16 protein-coding genes and 1 pseudogene are annotated in these 15803 nt (G+C 70.9%); 5 read left to right on the top strand and 12 right to left on the bottom strand.

Going from position 1 to position 15803, the window contains the following annotated elements; translation table 11 throughout:
• Nucleotides 1–355: 355 nt before the first annotated feature.
• The 3 genes from ACIRG6_RS07035 to ACIRG6_RS07045 all read right to left on the bottom strand — a co-directional run bounded on the left by ACIRG6_RS07035 (nt 356) and on the right by ACIRG6_RS07045 (nt 2956).
• Nucleotides 356–2011: a purine-cytosine permease family protein gene (locus tag ACIRG6_RS07035; RefSeq protein ID WP_403321338.1), complete on the bottom strand. Its 1656-nt coding sequence runs from the start codon at nt 2009–2011 to the stop codon at nt 356–358.
• Nucleotides 2012–2471: 460 nt separating this feature from the next.
• Entirely contained in the window at nt 2472–2657 is a 186-nt protein-coding gene (locus ACIRG6_RS07040) for a hypothetical protein (RefSeq protein WP_364682587.1), read from the bottom strand.
• A complete protein-coding gene (locus ACIRG6_RS07045; protein ID WP_403321341.1) occupies nt 2654–2956 on the bottom strand; it encodes a hypothetical protein in 303 nt (100 codons plus the stop codon). Before ACIRG6_RS07045 ends, ACIRG6_RS07040 begins: the two co-directional genes overlap by 4 nt.
• Before the next feature lie 267 nt (nt 2957–3223).
• Between ACIRG6_RS07045 and ACIRG6_RS07050 the strand changes: the two genes are divergently transcribed.
• Nucleotides 3224–3628 carry a hypothetical protein gene (locus ACIRG6_RS07050; RefSeq protein WP_403321343.1) on the top strand — a complete coding sequence of 135 codons (405 nt, stop codon included), beginning with the start codon at nt 3224–3226 and terminating at the stop codon, nt 3626–3628.
• Nucleotides 3629–4375: 747 nt separating this feature from the next.
• Here ACIRG6_RS07050 and ACIRG6_RS07055 read toward each other — a convergent pair.
• The 7 genes from ACIRG6_RS07055 to ACIRG6_RS07085 all read right to left on the bottom strand — a co-directional run bounded on the left by ACIRG6_RS07055 (nt 4376) and on the right by ACIRG6_RS07085 (nt 10458).
• Nucleotides 4376–5449 (bottom strand): LLM class flavin-dependent oxidoreductase, encoded by a 1074-nt coding sequence (locus ACIRG6_RS07055; RefSeq protein ID WP_403321345.1) that lies wholly within the window; start codon nt 5447–5449, stop codon nt 4376–4378.
• A gap of 13 nt (nt 5450–5462) precedes the next feature.
• Nucleotides 5463–6326 (bottom strand): ABC transporter substrate-binding protein, encoded by an 864-nt coding sequence (locus ACIRG6_RS07060; RefSeq protein WP_403321348.1) that lies wholly within the window; start codon nt 6324–6326, stop codon nt 5463–5465.
• Nucleotides 6323–7069, bottom strand: a complete 747-nt coding sequence (locus tag ACIRG6_RS07065; protein WP_364822748.1) for an ABC transporter ATP-binding protein — start codon at nt 7067–7069, stop codon at nt 6323–6325. Before ACIRG6_RS07065 ends, ACIRG6_RS07060 begins: the two co-directional genes overlap by 4 nt.
• Complete coding sequence (locus ACIRG6_RS07070; RefSeq protein ID WP_403321351.1) at nt 7066–7908, bottom strand: ABC transporter permease; 843 nt, start codon at nt 7906–7908, stop codon at nt 7066–7068. The genes ACIRG6_RS07065 and ACIRG6_RS07070 overlap by 4 nt, the downstream gene beginning before the upstream one ends.
• Nucleotides 7905–8906, bottom strand: a complete 1002-nt coding sequence (locus ACIRG6_RS07075) for an NrtA/SsuA/CpmA family ABC transporter substrate-binding protein (protein WP_403321352.1) — start codon at nt 8904–8906, stop codon at nt 7905–7907. The genes ACIRG6_RS07070 and ACIRG6_RS07075 overlap by 4 nt, the downstream gene beginning before the upstream one ends.
• A 7-nt stretch (nt 8907–8913) precedes the next feature.
• Nucleotides 8914–9945 (bottom strand): ABC transporter substrate-binding protein, encoded by a 1032-nt coding sequence (locus ACIRG6_RS07080; RefSeq protein WP_364822755.1) that lies wholly within the window; start codon nt 9943–9945, stop codon nt 8914–8916.
• A gap of 369 nt (nt 9946–10314) precedes the next feature.
• Complete coding sequence (locus ACIRG6_RS07085; protein WP_350722838.1) at nt 10315–10458, bottom strand: putative leader peptide; 144 nt, start codon at nt 10456–10458, stop codon at nt 10315–10317.
• 204 nt (nt 10459–10662) lie between these two features.
• Between ACIRG6_RS07085 and ACIRG6_RS07090 the strand changes: the two genes are divergently transcribed.
• The 4 genes and pseudogenes from ACIRG6_RS07090 to ACIRG6_RS07105 all read left to right on the top strand — a co-directional run bounded on the left by ACIRG6_RS07090 (nt 10663) and on the right by ACIRG6_RS07105 (nt 14821).
• Nucleotides 10663–11436, top strand: a complete 774-nt coding sequence (locus ACIRG6_RS07090) for an IclR family transcriptional regulator (RefSeq protein ID WP_364682607.1) — start codon at nt 10663–10665, stop codon at nt 11434–11436.
• 478 nt (nt 11437–11914) lie between these two features.
• Nucleotides 11915–12236: pseudogene (locus ACIRG6_RS07095) on the top strand (DNA-binding protein); the annotation flags it as partial.
• Between the two features lie 91 nt (nt 12237–12327).
• Nucleotides 12328–13227: a universal stress protein gene (locus tag ACIRG6_RS07100; RefSeq protein WP_403321353.1), complete on the top strand. Its 900-nt coding sequence runs from the start codon at nt 12328–12330 to the stop codon at nt 13225–13227.
• A gap of 349 nt (nt 13228–13576) precedes the next feature.
• Nucleotides 13577–14821: an MFS transporter gene (locus ACIRG6_RS07105; protein ID WP_364682702.1), complete on the top strand. Its 1245-nt coding sequence runs from the start codon at nt 13577–13579 to the stop codon at nt 14819–14821.
• Between the two features lie 132 nt (nt 14822–14953).
• Here ACIRG6_RS07105 and ACIRG6_RS07110 read toward each other — a convergent pair whose 3' ends face one another.
• Nucleotides 14954–15322: an MmcQ/YjbR family DNA-binding protein gene (locus tag ACIRG6_RS07110; RefSeq protein WP_364682613.1), complete on the bottom strand. Its 369-nt coding sequence runs from the start codon at nt 15320–15322 to the stop codon at nt 14954–14956.
• The gene (locus ACIRG6_RS07115) at nt 15319–15714 is read right to left on the bottom strand and encodes an MmcQ/YjbR family DNA-binding protein (RefSeq protein WP_364682615.1); all 396 of its coding nucleotides are present in this window, start codon (nt 15712–15714) and stop codon (nt 15319–15321) included. Before ACIRG6_RS07115 ends, ACIRG6_RS07110 begins: the two co-directional genes overlap by 4 nt.
• Nucleotides 15715–15803 lie beyond the last annotated feature (89 nt).

A 15803-nucleotide genomic window follows, 5' to 3' on the forward strand; every position in this document is an offset into this window, starting at 1 on the left:
GTGAGCACCGTGCCTCGGAGGCCGCCCCGCCTCCGAGGCACACCGCTGCCCGCCCGACGGCTCACCCTCCCGGGAGCCGGTGCCGCAACAAGCAACGTTCGCAGTGCCGTGCGGGTGATTGAGCGAGCTCCCACCGCTGTCCCGGCTCGCGATCCGGGATGAGAGGTCCGGTTCGGCAACCGAGGACGTAGCAACACTTTCGCGTACGGGACGGAGTTGGGGCTGTGGCCCATCGGCGTCGCCGTGCCGGTGATCGGCCGGGAGCTGTCGGCCTCGCTCACCGGCCCCGCAGGATCCAGAGTCGTCCGCGTCGAGCTCTGCCGGGCGCAGCGCGTCGCCCTCCCGGGCTTCGGGTTCAGACCACCGACGGCTGTGCCGGCAGCACGTGGTCGCCGACCTTGTCCGTGCTCAGGCACAGGGAGCAGACGACGGCGTCGTGCGTCTGACAGGCCGCCAGGTCGGGGCGCTCGTAGGGCTGGTGGCAGACATGGCAGTCGTACGTCGTCGCGCTCGGGTTGCCGTCTGCGTCGAGGAGCGGCTCGTCGATGCCGTCGGTGGTGCGGCGCAGGTAGTACTTTCCCTTGGTGACGATGGCCATCAGCGGGGTGAGAACGAAGGCGATGAGGGCCGCCGCGACCGGGGAGTACGGCTGCAGAGTGTCGCCGAGGGCGTGGAAGTACAGGGCGATCGACAGACCGGAGGCGGCGACGAAGGACACGACACCCACCGGGTTGGCGGCGTAGAGCATGCCGCGGCGGAACTCGGGCTGCAGCGGCGAGAGCTTGAGCAGGTACTTGTTGACTCCGATGTCGGTCGCCACGGTGACGACCCACGCGATGGCGCAATTGGAGTAGAAGCCGAGGATGCTGTTGAGGAAGCTGAACATGTCGGCCTCCATCAGTGCCAGCGCGAAACCCAGGTTGACCAGGACGAACACCATGCGGCCGGGGTAGCGCTTGGTGACCCGGGTGAAGGAGTTGGTCCATGCCAGCGAGCCGGAGTAGGCGTTCGTCACGTTGATCTTGATCTGGCTGATCACGACGAGGGCGACGGCCAGCGGAAGCACGATCCAGGACGGCATCATCGCGTCGAAGGCGCTGCGAAACTGCTGGATGGGCTCGGGTGCGGCCTCCGGACCGACCTCGGCGAGGATGTACACGGCGAGGAAGACACCGATGGCCTGCTTCAGCGCGCCGAGCACCACCCAGCCCGGGCCTGCCATGACCACTGCGGTCCACCACGTGCGCTTGTTGGCCTCGGTCTTGGGCGGCATGAAGCGCAAGTAGTCGATCTGCTCGCCGATCTGCGCGATCAGCGACAGACACACGCCCGCGCCGAGCAGTACGGAGGCCGTGTTGACGCCGCCGGTGCCGTCCGTACCGGCGTAGGAGAGGAAGCGGTCGACCGTTCCGGGGTCGGTGGCGATGAGGTAGACCAGCGGAGCGACCATCAGCACCAGCCAGATCGGCGTCGTCCACACCTGGAGCTTGCTGAGCGCCTTCATGCCGTAGATGACCAGCGGGATCACCATCAGCGTGGAGACCAGGTACCCCAGCCACAGCGGCAGTCCGAGGCCCAGCTTCAGCCCCTGCGCCATGATCGAGCCTTCCAGGGCGAAGAAGATGAAAGTGAAGCTGGCGAAGATGACGCTGGTCAGCACCGAGCCGTAGTAGCCGAAGCCGGAACCGCGGGTGATCAGGTCCAGGTCGATGTTGTAACGGGCGCCGTAGTACGCCAGCGGGAAGCCGGTGACGAAGATGACGACGGCGGCGACGGCGATCGCCACGAGCGCGTTGCCGGTGCCGTGCGCCAGACCGATGCCGGCGCCGATGGAGAAGTCCGCCATGTAGGCGATGCCCCCGAGCGCCGTCGTGGCCACGACCATGGGGGTCCAGCGGCGGTAACTGCGCGGCGCGAAGCGGAGAGTGTAGTCCTCCAGGGTCTCCTTGGTCGCCTGGGTGGATATGGGGGTGGGGCCGGAGGCTGTCTGGGGTGACTGGGTGATGTTCATGGTCAGCCCTTCGGGTGCGGGTGGGACGGGCGGTGGGGCACTCGGGGCTGCGTCTACGACAGCCGGATCCATGAGCGGACACGGTAGGGACCACTTGTTTCCTGGAACGCCCACGTGTGGTGAACGGCTCGTTTCAACGGCCCGACATCCTGCCTGGCCAGTGGGAGCCGACCCACAGCGGTCGGCCTCCGCTGTCGGAAGCGACAGTGCACTTGTGAGTGTTCTGCCGCCGCTTGCCCGAGACGAACCGACGCCTTCCCTGGGCCGAGAGGTGCCGCGCCGGGAGCGCCGCACAGGCGCGGGCTCACCGACGCCCGCTGGATCGACGGGTCGGGTCAGGTACGGGCATTGCAGCGGCTCCGGCAGCGCCGGCCCCAGGCCCCGGCTCGTTTCAGTGTCGCCAGTACCGACGGCGTCCGGATCTCGGCAGCAACCAGCTGACGGTCGACCCAGTGGCTCTTCAGCGGGCGTCGCACGGATCGGCGCCCGCAGGCACCGGCTTGGTGTCGGCCGCCAGGCAGGAGGAGTACACCCTCGGCGGTGTGGGCCGCGGCTCCTGTTCCGGCGCGGCGGCCACGGCAATGACCGCCACGGCACCGACGCAGATCAGCCCCGCCATCGCGGCGAGCCCCGTACGGCGGCTCACCGGTGTCCGCCGAAGTGATCGCGGATCTCGTCGCTGCAGCCGTCCGCGCCGACCCGGTTTCGTGAGAAGGCCAGCACGCCGCCGTCGTCGTTACCGTCCTGCTTGGCCTTGGCCAGCTGCCTTTCGATGTCCGCGATGTACTCGGCGCACTCGGCGCTGACGGGCTTCTCACGCTTCTCTGGCTGCGCATCAGGCGCCGGGGAGGCGTTCAGGGCGGCGGTGGCAGCGATACCGGCCGCACACAGCACGACCCACGCGGCGATCCACGTGCGGCGGCGCATCCGTAAGGGCTTGGGCATCCAGGCATCCTACGAGCGCCCTCAGTGGGCTGTCGCCGCATGGACCGCTGTCTCAACGGTCGGCCCTCCAGCGCGCGTGAGCAGGCCACGATCCTGTCTCGATGGACGCAGGGACAGGGGCGTCGTCATCGAACGCCCAGGACTCGATCAAGTCCCTGCAGCGGGTTCAAGGTCTCCAAGACGGGACACCGCTCCCGTCGCGTCTGGCCGAGGGGGCGAATAACCTGGTGCCAGGGGGTCGACATGGTTCGATCGGAGGAGCCTCCCATGAGGAAGAGGTGCACCGTCCGGCGCGCAACGGGAGTTGTCACCGCCCTCGTCACGGCCGCGGCGATTGCTTCGGTCGCCCCGGCTCAGGCTCAGTCCACCGCTCAGCTCTCCGCGTATGTCAGCGACGGCTGGGGCGGCGGCACCATCACCAGCCAACCCGCCGGGATCAACTGCCACCAGTCGGCGTGGGACCCCTATACGTCCAACCAACCGCAGCCGCAGCCCACTGGCGCCTGTACCGCAAGCTTCGAGGTCGGAACGACGGTCACCTTCACCGCCACACCCGACTCAGGGTCCTACGTCAACTTCGCCCCCTCGCCGAATCCCGTGACCATTCGCACCGGCTACAACTACACGGGGGTGGTGTTCTGTCCCGATGACGGCCTCTGCTCCGCAGGGTGACGGAAGAGAAGGACAGACGCTGACGGAACCGCAGCGCCCATACCGCTGCGGAGTTCGAGTCGCAGGATGTCTCTGTGCATCACATCCTGTGCGGGCTCGCCACCGACCCAGTCCTGCCGCCCGAGCTGGTTGACCGCCGGCTCCGCCGCCCGACGATCCGCCGGCGGAACCCGCCCGTCGGCGCGCCAAAACCGTCTCGGGCTGATGCTCGAAGTCGCGTCGGCCTATCTCTCCGGCACCTGAGCCAGGGTGTCCGAGATGGGTTGCCGGGCACCGCCGGCGTCGTCGGCGCCCGCCTCGGCGCACGGCCTCCGCTCCATGGGCCGAACCCGGTCAGGTGAACGACCGGCGTGCAGCACCTCACGGTCCCACAGGTGCGGTTGCTGGACGTGCAACTGCCAGTAGTGCTCGGCGATGTCGTCAGGGTCGAAGTCGGTGCCGGGAGCTACCGGACCGTCTACGGTGACGCTCGCCACGTGCACACCGGACGAGCCGTACCGCTGATCGGTGCACCCGCCGCCCGTGTCTTCCTGCGTGGCGGCTTCGCCTTGCCTCCTTCTTCGCGGTCCTGGCGCTCACCCTCCCCGTTGGGGATCCGCTGCCCGCACTGGTGGCGGCGCGGTGCCTCGCCCTTCTGGTGCAGTCCGGGGAGCCGGGCCGCCCACGCCACCTCGGACATCGGCGGCCCGCGGACGCGACCTTGGCGCCCGGGCCGGCCCCCAGCCGGACCGCGCGCCGCAGTCCGGATCAGGCGCGGGCGCCCAACGCAGGCAGGACCGTCTCCGCCACGCGGTACGCCTCCTCCAGCAGCGGGTTGGCCGACAGGATGAAGGTGTCAACGCCCAGGTCCTCGTACTCCTTGAGGCGCTGCACCACCTGGGCGGTGGAACCGACCACCGCGGTGCCGGGGCCGGGCCGGAACAGGCTCATGCCCGGCCACAGGTTCGGGTAGACCTCCAGCTCACGAGCCACGGCCGGTACCCGGCCGCCATGCTGGCGGAACTGCCGCTGCCAGCCGACGCCGTCCTCCCCGGCGCGGTCGCCGAGCTGCCGGGCGTACGTCGCCTCGCTGGTGACGTCGAGCAGCCGGTCGGCCGCCGCCCACGCCTCGTCCTCCGTGTCGCGGACGATCAGGTGCAGTCGCAGGCCGATGCGCAGAGTGCGGCCGTGGGCCGCCGCGCGTTCGCGCACCCGGTCCAGCTTCTCCTTCAGCAGGTGTGGCGGCTCGCCCCAGGTGAGGTAGACGTCGACATGCTCGGCGGCCATCTCGATGCCCGGCGCGGAGGAGCCGCCGAACCACAGCGGGACGTGCGGGCGCCGCGCGGGCCCGAGGTCGCCGAAGGAGCCGCCGGCGTTCTTCAGGTCGTAGAAACGGCCCTTGTGGTCGAAGACCTCGCCGGCGGTGAGCCGTTTGACGATCGACCAGTACTCGGCGCTCAGTTCGTAGCGCTCGTCGTGTTCTACGTCCAGGCCGTACTCGCGCAGCGTCTTCGTCGAGCCGTTGACGACGTTGAAGCGCAGGCGGGGGCCGAAGAGGGTGTCGAAGGTGAGCGCCATCTTGGCGAGCAGGGTCGGGGCGATCAGACCGGGGTGGACGGCCAGCAGCGGCTGGAAGCGGGGGCTGGTGGCGGCGGCGAGGGCACTGCCCAGCGGCCATACGTCGTACAGGTCGGTCGCGAGCAGCGCCCCACTGAAGCCGAGCCGTTCCACGGTGCCGGCGAGCTGTTGCAGGTAGGCGAGGTCGACCGGGCGCCGCCCCTCAGGCTCCCAGGGGTAGGCACCCTCGCGCGGGATGATGTACCAGAGGACTTCCGAGGCCATGTGCGTTCTCCCCTCAGTCCTGTCGGGCGACCGCGTCAGCGACCGTGACCGGCGCCTCGATGAACCCGGTGCGGACGAAGACGTCGGCGGCCTGCTGCTGTTCGGCGAGGAACGCGTCGCTGACGTCCTCGATGCTCCAGGGCAGGGCACGCAGGGCGGTCTCCCAGTCGTCGACCGTGCCGCCCTGGTGGTCGGCGGCGATCGCGGCGGCCTCGCGCGGGTGGGCCTTCGCCCAGGCGTCGGCCCGGACGAGGGCACGGACCAGCGCCTGGACCACCTCGGGCCGCTTCTCGGCCAGGTCCCGCCGGGTGAAGAACACCGAGCGATCGGTGATGACGTCGCCGGTGCGGACCAGGATCCGGACGCCTCCGGTGCGCAGGGCGGCCGCCAGCTGCGGGCCCTGGGCGACCCAGGCGGCGATGGCGCCCTCGCGCAGCAGCCTCTCGCTGTTCTCGCCGCCGCGTACGGGGGTGATGTCCTCGGCGTACGACAGTCCGGCGTCGTCGAGGGCCTTGGCGACGAGGTGGGTCTGCCAGGAGCCGATGGCCAGGTGCACGGTGCCCCCCTTGAGGTCGGCGACCGTCCGGGCGGGGCTGTCCTCGGTGACGAGGAGGGCGCCGTGGTCCGGGCGTGGGGCGGAGACGGCGACGTACACGATGTCGTGGCCGGCGGCCTGGGCGGTGACCGGCGGGGTGGAGCCGGTGCCGCCGAAGTCGATCACGCCCTCGGAGAGCAGCCGCCCGGTGCGTACGCCGTCCGTGTAGGGGTGGAAGGCGACGGTCTCCCCCACCTTGGCGAGTTCCTCGGCGGCGTGGTCGAGGCGTGAGAGGTAATAGAGGGTGGGGTTGCTGTTGTGGACGCCGATGGTGACGGTCATGCGGAACGCTCCGGTGGTGTGGTGGTGGCGGGCGGCACGCCCAGGTCGGTCAGCAGCCGGCGGCGCAGAGCGGTGAAGGCCGGGTCGCCGGGGTCGCGCGGACGCGGGACGTCGACGGTCTCGTCCGTGACGAGCCGGCCCTCCCGCAGGACGCAGACGCGGTCGGCGAGCCGTACGGCCTCGTCCACGTCGTGGGTGACGAGCAACACGGCGGGCCGGTGCGCCCGGCACAGCTCGCTGACCAGATCGTGCATGCGCAGGCGGGTCAGGGCGTCCAGGGCGGCGAACGGCTCGTCCAGAAGGAGGAGTTCGGGCTCGCGGACCAGGGCTCGGGCGAGCGCCACGCGCTGGGCCTCGCCGCCGGACAGGGTGGCGGGCCAGGCGCGGGCGTGGCTCTCCAGGCCGACCTCGGCGAGCGCGCGGCGCCCCCGGTCCGGGTCGGTCCTCGGCAGGGCGACGGTGACGTTGGCCAGCACCCGCTTGGACGGGATCAGCCGAGGTTCCTGGAAGACGACGGTGCGGGTCTGAGGGACCAGCACCTCGCCCTTGTCGGCGCCGTCGAGGGCACCGAGGATTCTCAGCAGGGTGGTCTTGCCACTGCCGCTCGCACCGAGCAGGGCGACGAACTCGCCGCCCCCGATGGTGAGATCGAGGCCGTCGAGGACGGTCCGGTCGCCGAACGCCTTGACGAGTGAGCGGACTTGTACGGCGGTGGTGGCCGTCGTGCCGGATGCGGTCGTCATCGCTCGGCCCTCCGCCACGGCATCAGCACCCGTTCCAGCAGGCGCACGAGCGCGTCGGCGAGCAGGCCGAGCAGGCCGTAGACGAGGATGCAGACCGCGAGGACGTCCGTGCGGGCGTAGCTCTGCGCCTGGGCCATCAGGTAGCCGATGCCGGCGGTGGCGTTGATCTCCTCGGCGGCGATCAGCGCGATCACGCTGAGCGTCATCGACAGTCGCAGCCCGGCGAGCAGCGAGGGCAGCGCTCCGGGCAGGACGACCTCGCGGACGATCGCGAACCGGCTCATGCCGAAGCTGCGCATGGCCTCCACCAGCCGGGTGTCGGTGCTGCGGACGCCGCTGGAGGTGGAGACGTACATCGGGAAGGTGGTGGCGACGGCGATCAGCAGGATCTTGGCGATCTCGTTGATGCCGAACCACACCATGAACAGCGGGACCAGGGACAGGAAAGGAATGGTCCGCAGGGTCTGCATGGTGGAGTCGAGCAGTTCGTCGCCGAGGCGGGTGAAGCCGGTGACGACGCCGGCCGCGAGGCCGGCGGCGAGACCGAGCAGCAGGCCGAGGCCGGAGCGGGTCAGGGAGGTGGCGAGCGCGTCGGGCAGCTGGCCGTTGCCCCACAGCTCGCCGACCGCGCGGATCACGTCGGCGGGTGAGGCGAGCACGTCCGGGGTGAGGGCGCCGGTCGCCGAGGCGGCCCACCAGAGCACGAGCAGCGCGAGCGGACCGAGGGCGCGTACGGCCGCACCGAACCGACGCGGCCGTGGACGTCGGGCGACGGGCCGGGGCGTCACCAGCTCCCGCTGCCCGGCCGGCGCGGCCGGGATGTGGTGGACGGCGGTCATGACAGCTCGGTGACGTCGATGAGATGGGCGGCGACGTCGACCTCGGTGCGGGTGACCTTGTGCTCGGCGTAGAAGCGGGCGACGGCCTTGAACCGCGTGATGTCGGCGTCGGTGATCGGCTCGACGGTTCCGCCCTGGGAGGTGAGCTCGGTCTGTACGCGCTTGGCCTCGCCGGTGAGCGCCTGGGGGCCGGCGTCGGTGTTGACGTTCAGGTAGGCGGCCGGGTCCTGCTTCTCCTTGATGCTGCCCTCGTGCAGGTAGGTGTAGAGCGCCTTGACCACCTCGGGGTGCTTGTCCGCGAACGCGGTGCGCACGGCGTTCAGGCTGTAGTTGTCGGAGCCGATGGCCGCGCCGTCGGTGAGGAAGTGTGCTTTGCCGGTGCCGAGTTCCGCCACGGAGTACGTTGCCCACACCGCCCAGGCGTCGACCTTGCCGCTGTTGAAGACGGCCGCCGTCTGGTCGGGCCGCAGGTAGACCCGTTCGACCTTGTCCTCGGGGACGCCCGCCCTCTCCAGGGCCTTGAGCAGCAGGTACTCACCGGTCCCGCCCTGGTTGACGGCGACCTTCTTGCCGATCAGGTCCTTGACGGACGTTATCGAGGAGCCGTTCTTGACCAGGATGCCTTCGCCCGCCCCGTCCGGTGCGCTGGCGGTGAAGAACTTGAATCCCGGGTTCTGCGCCAGGGACGTGATGCCGGAGGTGACGGAACCGGTGGCGATGTCCAGCTGGTCGGCGTTGAGGGCCTGCGCGGCCGGCGCGAAGGGGCCCGCGCTGCCGGTCCAGGCGACCTTGGCGTGCACCTTGGCCAGGGCCTTGGCGAGGGAGCCGTCCTTCTTGCCGACCGCGAGCACACCGGAGTTGCCGGGGTCGGGGATGCGGACGGTGACCGTGGCGCCGGAGGCCGGGCCGGTCTCGGCCTGCGAGGTGCCGCAGGCGGTCAGGGCGGCGAGCGCGGTGACGGTGGCCAGGGCGGCTGGGAAAAATCTGGAGGCGCGCATGACAGTCCTACGGGTGGAGGGAGCGGGGTCGGGATGTGGGCTCGGCGAGCCGGCGGCGGGCTCGGCGCAGGGGTTCCGGGTCGGCCCAGGCGTGAACGTCGACGGGTCCGGCCAGGAAGCCGTGCCCGCGCAGCGCCGTCTCCTGAAGGGCCAGCAGGGAGAGGCGTTCGGCGGAGAGGTCGGGGTGCAGCGAGCGGTGGGTGCCGGGGCGGTAGGCACCGCGCACTCCCTCGGCGCCGGCGCCGGTCTCGGAGCCCAAGATGCGGGCGACCTCGTCCGGCTGCCCGGCCGCCCAGTCGGCGGCACGCAGCAGCACCGCGAGGAACCGGTCGACCAGGTCGGGGTGTTCGTCGAGCAGCCGCTGGTGGACGGTGATGGGGCGCGGGGTGCCGTTGTTCACGCGGTGGCGGCGGTCGGGCAGTTCGTCGAGTTCGACGGCGACCTCGGCACCGGCCCGACGCGCCGCCTCGACGGCGACGGCGCCCTTGACATACACGGCGTCGACGTCACCGCGGGCCAGCGCAGCCAGTTCGGCCTGCCACTGCCCGGTGTGGCCGACGGCGGGCACGTCGACCGGCCGGGTGTCGTCGAGTCCGAGTCCGGCGGAGGCGAGCGCGCCCTCGAAGCCGCGCAGCGCCATGGCCCGCCAGAAGTCGATGGGGACACCATGGCGGGGCAGGGCCGGCCGCAGCCCGCGCAGGGCGGCGGCACCCCGGATCCCGGATCCGGGCCGGACCAGGACCACTTGCCGTTCCTCGATCCAGGTCAGGCCGATCAGCCGGGTCTCGGCACCGCGTGCACGGGCCCACAGGGCAGGCACGTTGCCGCCCTCCCGAACCAGCACAGGCAGTTCGTGGGTGTAGTGGGTGCCGCGGATGTCCGCCCCGACGTCGGCCTCGGTGTCCTGAAGGGACCGCACGGCGATCCCCTCCGGCGCGAACTCATCGGCCAGCCACCGCCGGTCGGCAGCGATACCGGTCGCGGTGGGCACCGGACAACGGGTGAACCACAGGGTCTCGGGCACGGATGGGTACGTCATGGGTTCCTTCCCCGGAGGGCTGCTCACCGCTGGGGCGGCGAAGCGGAGGTGGGTGCGGGCGGGGCGCGTTACCCGCCGCCGGCACGCCTGCCGGGCGGCACGTCGGGCGGGCAGCATGTCGGGCGGCACGGCAACGGCGGCGCGGCGAGCGGAACCCCACCGGAAAGTGAGATACGGAGGTGTCGTCCGGTCTGGTGCGGGGCGTGCCGCCGCCGGGCGTGGCGGCCACTACGAGCGGCTGGGTACGGCGGGACGAGCACCGGGGCGGGTCGTGACCACGCCGCCGGGACTACGCCACGGGGTGGCGGTGCGGGGCTGCGGGGCTACGAGGGACAACCGCGGGGAGCCGCGGCGACGTCGCGATGCCGGTCAGCGACAGACGGCGCTGGCGACGCGGCCGAGGTCGACGTGACGGCGCATGGTCAGCGGAGGCGCAGCCATGGCGTGCATCGCTTCGCCCCCTCCGACGACTCGCGCCGGACCCGTTCCGGCGGCGTGACCGCAGCCTGACATGCGCCGCGAGCGCGCGGCAAGTGGCTTCCCATGATGTGGGAACGAGCGTGAACAGACTGTTTCAGCAGGGAGCGAGGGGTCCTCCGGCTTGCCACGATGTGGGAATCTCGAGGTGACCTGAAGCGGCCGGAATCCGGTTCGGAGCCGCCTGCGCAGAGATGTGGGCAGGTGAGGGGAAGCCGATGAGCGGGAGGGGACGCGATCGTGGCGCAGACTCCGGTCGCCGGGGCCCAGGCGGTGCGGCGGGCGCTGGACGTGTTGCACTGCTTCCACGACAACGCCCCCGACCTCAGCGCCTCGGAGATCTCCCGCAGGCTCGGTCTGTCCACGTCCACGGCGCACCGGCTGGCCCGTACCCTGCTCGGCGCCGGATTCCTGGAGCAGGACCCGCGCACGGCCCGCTACCGGCTCGGTCCCGCCGTGACCGAGCTCGGGCGGCTCTCCTACCACCAGCGCGGGCTGCACTTGGCGTCACCCGAACTCGCCGACCTGGCCCGGCGCACCGGCGCGACCGCTGACCTGGCCCTGCGCAGCGGCCCGCACGCAGTGATCGTGGCCGGCGGCTCGGTCACGCCGAAGGTGGGTCTGCGCCGCCCGTTGCACTCCACCGCGCTGGGCAAGGTCCTGCTGGCGTGGCCCCGCCCGGGAGAGGCGGGGACGCTGTCGTTGCCGCCGTTGCGCGCGTTCACCGACCGCACGATCGTCGACCGGGAGCGGCTGGCCGAGGAGCTGGAGCGGGTGCGCGCGCAGCGGTACGCCCTCAACGACGGCGAGTCCGCCCTGGGCGTCCGGACCGTTGCCGTGCCCGTCCTCGACCACCTGGGGTCGGCACGGTTCGCCCTCGCCGTGCGGGGCACTCCCGACCTCATCGCCGATGACAGTGTCACGTGGTTCCTCGAACAGGCGCGGGCGTGCGCGGGGGCGCTGGAGGTCCTGCTCCTGCCTCCGTCGCAGCGCAGCACGGCCGTCGCTTCGTGACCACGCGGCCTGCGACTGCCAGCGTCTTCGGCCGCCCGCACTTGATGGTGGTCCACGCGCCCGGTCTCGCCGCCGGCCGCCCCGCTTCGGGGCCCGGTCCGAAGTAGCGCTCGTTCCGCGCCCGCTGCGCGTCAGTGTGCGGTCTTGCCGACTCGTCCTCGGCCTTGACGCAGGCGTACTCGACCGGAGCGGCTGGTTTGCTGTCATGAAGCGGCCGAGCAGACACTTTCCCCCTCACTCCCGGTACGCGAACCAGTGGGGGCGGTGGCAGAGTCTGCCACCGCCCCCACCTTCACGATCCTGCGCATGATGAGCGCATCCTCGCCGCCGTGCGGCAGGCGGCCGGGCCGGTCAGGGCCCGGCAGGTCGGTGAGATGCTGGGAGTGGACGTCAGTGTGCGGGCCAAGCTGGAACCACTGCGCGGGAGACTGGTCGGTCGAACCACGACGAGGCACGCGCGCTGGAAGACCAGCGGCAGCGACTCAGCATCGACGTCCCCCTCAAGGTCATGGACTCCCCCTGACGCGAGGTCACCAGTCCCGTCGTCGACTACGTACGCTCCTCCCTCAGCCGCGAGAGCAGCATCCGCGACATGGTCGGCGTCTACATCTCCGAGTACGTCGTCGGCCACTGGTGGGAGAACCTGCTGCACAACCAGTCCGCACTCCGGATCAAGGCACGCCTACGCTTCACCCCGGCGTCATCGTGATCAGCGTGCCCTGGCAGCTATCTCTCCCGCGCGAGCCGACCACCACGGTGTGCGCGCCCCAGGCTCCGTCCGCGGCGAACCGCCGCGCTGACCGAGAGCCATCTGGACGCCCTTGGGGGCCGCGCGGCTTGCGGGCACCGCAGACCGTCGTTTCACTTGATGACGAAAGGGAGCGTGGGCCGGTGGACAAGCCAGTGACGGTGGGCGTGGACGGCTCCGCCTCCAGCATGAGGGCGCTCGACTGGGCCGCCGACGAAGCCGCCCTGCACGGCCGGCCCCTTCGTATTGTGCACGCGTCCGTATGGGAACGCTTCGAAGGCGCCACCCCTGCGGAAGATCTCCCCGACGGCCGAACCGAGGCTGCTGCACTGGAAGAGATCGTCACCGACGCCGAAACCCGGGCCCGCGAGCGCCGCCCCGAAGTCAGGGTCCACGCCGAAGTGCTGCCCGGGGAACCCATCGACGTCCTGGTCCGCGCGGGAGAAGACGCCTACGCGCTGGTCGTCGGCCATCGTGGACACCGTGCCCTCATGCGACACCTGTCCACCGGCTCCATCGTGTCTGGTGTGGCAGAACGCGCATGGTGCCCCGTTGTGGTCGTCGGCGGCTCCGCTCCAGGGCGCCCATCAGGTCATCGGCAGGTCGTCCTCGGAGTCGGAGAGGGAACCGACGCCGGCGCCGCCCATGTCGCCTTCGCCCTCCACGAAGCGCGGGCCCGCGATTGCGACCTGATGGCGGTTCACGCCCGCAGCCGGCAGGAAACGCGACACGACCCGCCTGGCCTCGGCAGCTCACCGGCCGCCGACACTCTCCTCAGCACGGCAGTCCCGGACCGGGCAGCCGCCGAAAGCGGCATCACCATCCTCAGACAAGTCGTCGACGGCCCCGTGCACCACGCCCTGGCCCAAGCCGCGCACAACGCCGACCTACTTGTTCTCGGAGTCCGACACCGGCATGGCACGGTGCGTCGCGAACTCGGACCCACCCACCACACCGCACTACGCCACTCGCCCTGTCCCGTCGCCCTGGTAGGTGTCCCCTGGCCATCCCCACGAAGACAAGGGACTGTCGACGTCGGCTGAAACCAGGGCAGCGAAGGCGGTGAGAGCAGCTCGAGCCGACCCCATGCCGACCGACTCCCGAGCAGACCGGACCGTAGAAGGCCCACCCCGACACAGCAGGCAGGAACCGGTGGATGAACTCCACCACGCCGGCCGCGCTTCCTCCACGGCGGTGGCCGCCTCCAGCGGCTCGCGGCAGCGGGCGGAGATCGATTCCGCGAGCCGGGTGAACGGTCGTCACGCCCCCGCGCGAGCAGCCCGACAGGGGTATCCCCTTCCTTCACCACCCCGCGGGAATGTACGTTTGTACATACTCACTCCGCGGACGGCCACGTCCTCGGCCTCTCACGTCTGGATCGAGCCCGCAGTGATAGACCTGACCACGCGCCGCCGCCGCACGGCCTTGTTCCTCTTCTTCCTGATGCCTGGTCTGTCGATCTCCTCCTGGGTGACCCGGACGCCGGACATCAGGGACCAACTGGACGCCTCGACCGCACAGATGGGGATCGTCCTGTTCGGTCTCTCCGTCGGCTCGATGCTCGGCGTTCTGGGCTCCGGGGCGTTCGTGGCGAGGTTCGGGACCCGGCCGGTCATGGGTGTGGGCACCGCGCTCGTCATCCTCAGCATGGCGGTGATCGGCTGCGGAGCGCTGTGGTCGTCCGCGCCGGCCGTCATGGCGGGGCTCTTCCTGTTCGGCGCCGGCATGGGCGGCGGTGAGGTCGCGGTCAACATCGACGGAGCCGAGGTCGAGCAGATCACCGGCCGCACGGTCCTGCCCACGCTGCACGGCTTCTTCAGCCTGGGCACCGTCGTGGGAGCCTCGCTGGGCATCCTGTGCACCGCTGTCGGCTTCCCCGTGCACTGGCACCTGGCGGCCATGGCCGCCGTCACCGCGGCCACTTTCGCCTACGCCCTGCGGAGCATCCCGCACGGCGTCGGCCGGACCCGCGCCGGCCGGCAGTCCGGCGCAGCGGGAAAGCCCCGCCGGCCCGCGGTGTGGAAGGACCGGCGTCTGCTGCTGATCGGTGGCATCGTGCTGACCATGGCCCTGGCCGAGGGCGCGGCCAACGACTGGCTCCCGCTGCTCATGGTCGACGGACACGACATGGACCCCGCCCTGGGATCGGCCGTCTACGCGGGCTTCGCCGCCGCCATGGCCATCGGCCGCTTCGGCGGCGGATTTTTCATCGACCGCTTCGGCCGCGCCCCCGTCGTCCGAGCCAGCGCGGTCTCCGCCGCACTCGGCCTCGCCGTCGTCATCTTCGCCGACAACGCCCTGCTCGCCGGAGCGGCCGTGCTCCTGTGGGGACTGGGAGCATCACTGGGATTCCCCCTCGCCCTCTCCGCGGCCGGTGACTCCGGGCCCGACTCGGCCGCCCGCGTCAGCCTCGTGGCGATGATCGGCTACGTCGCCTTCCTCGTCGGACCCCCCGGCCTGGGCTTCCTCGGCGACCACTTCGGTCTGCGCACCGCGATGACCGCCGTCCTGGCCTTCGTAGCCGTGGCGGTCTTCCTCGCCCCCGCCGTCAACACCCGCCGCACGACACTGACAGCCTCCGCTTCAGCCACCGATCCCTCACCGGCGGACGAGCACCTCGAGCAGCCCGGTCACTGACCCTACGGCAGGGTCGCCTCGGTCCGTTCCATCGGTCTCTCGGATCGCAGGCGGAGGTGTACGGGCGTGGCGCGCCTTGCAGGGGGCACTGACGGGCCTGGGCTCAGCGGCTCGGGGGCGCGCTTGCGGTGCTCATCGGGTATGAGGGCGGTCGCGTTGTGGCAGCCGGTCGACGGCCAGGTCGTAGGAATCCTCGACCACGTTGGTGACCAGTCGCTTGGTGATGCCGGGGCCCGGTCCGAGCGAGATCCAGTGCCGTTTGTCGAGGTAGCGGCCCGGTGTGATCGAGGCGTAGGCCTCCACGTGCGCGCGGGCGTGTTCGGGTTCGCACTTGACCGTGATGATCTGTTCGTCCGGGTCCTCGGTGACGATCAGGAACACCTTGCCCGCGACCTTGTACACGTCCAGGTGCCTGGTGAACGGATAACCGTGGTCCGTCCCGGGCAGCGCGAGGGCCACTCGGCGGGCGGTGTCCTGGAGCCGGTTGCCGGCCGCGCTCACCGGGCCGCCCGCGTGCGGCTGCCGTAGGTGTGCGGGTCGACGGGCCGCTCGGCCTTGGGCAGGTGAGTGACCACGAGTCGGTAGGAGTCGGTGACGAGCTCTCCGACGAGTTCCTTGTCGATGTCGTTCCCGCCCTCCAGCGTGATCCAGTGCTTCTTGTTCATGTGGTAGCCGGGCGTGATGTGGCTGTACTGCTCCCGCAGGGCGTGGGCCTCATCGGGGTCGGCCTTGAGGATCACGACGGGCCGGCCCGGGACCTCGGTCATCAGCATGAACACCTTGCCGCGCACCTTGAAGACCTCCCAGTCGTCGCCGAAGGGATGCTCCAGCGCCGTACCGGGAAGCCCCTCGGCGCAGTCGGCGGCGGTCTGGTGCAGGGTCGTTCCGTTCATGGGGAGGTTGCCTTCCTCAGGGGGTGGTCGCGGCGGCACATCCCATCCTTCCCTCGAAGTCGACAAAAAGGGCAGTAGGCTGCGGACAC

It is taken from the genome of Streptomyces flaveolus, from assembly GCF_044765825.1.
Taxonomy (GTDB): domain Bacteria; phylum Actinomycetota; class Actinomycetes; order Streptomycetales; family Streptomycetaceae; genus Streptomyces; species Streptomyces flaveolus.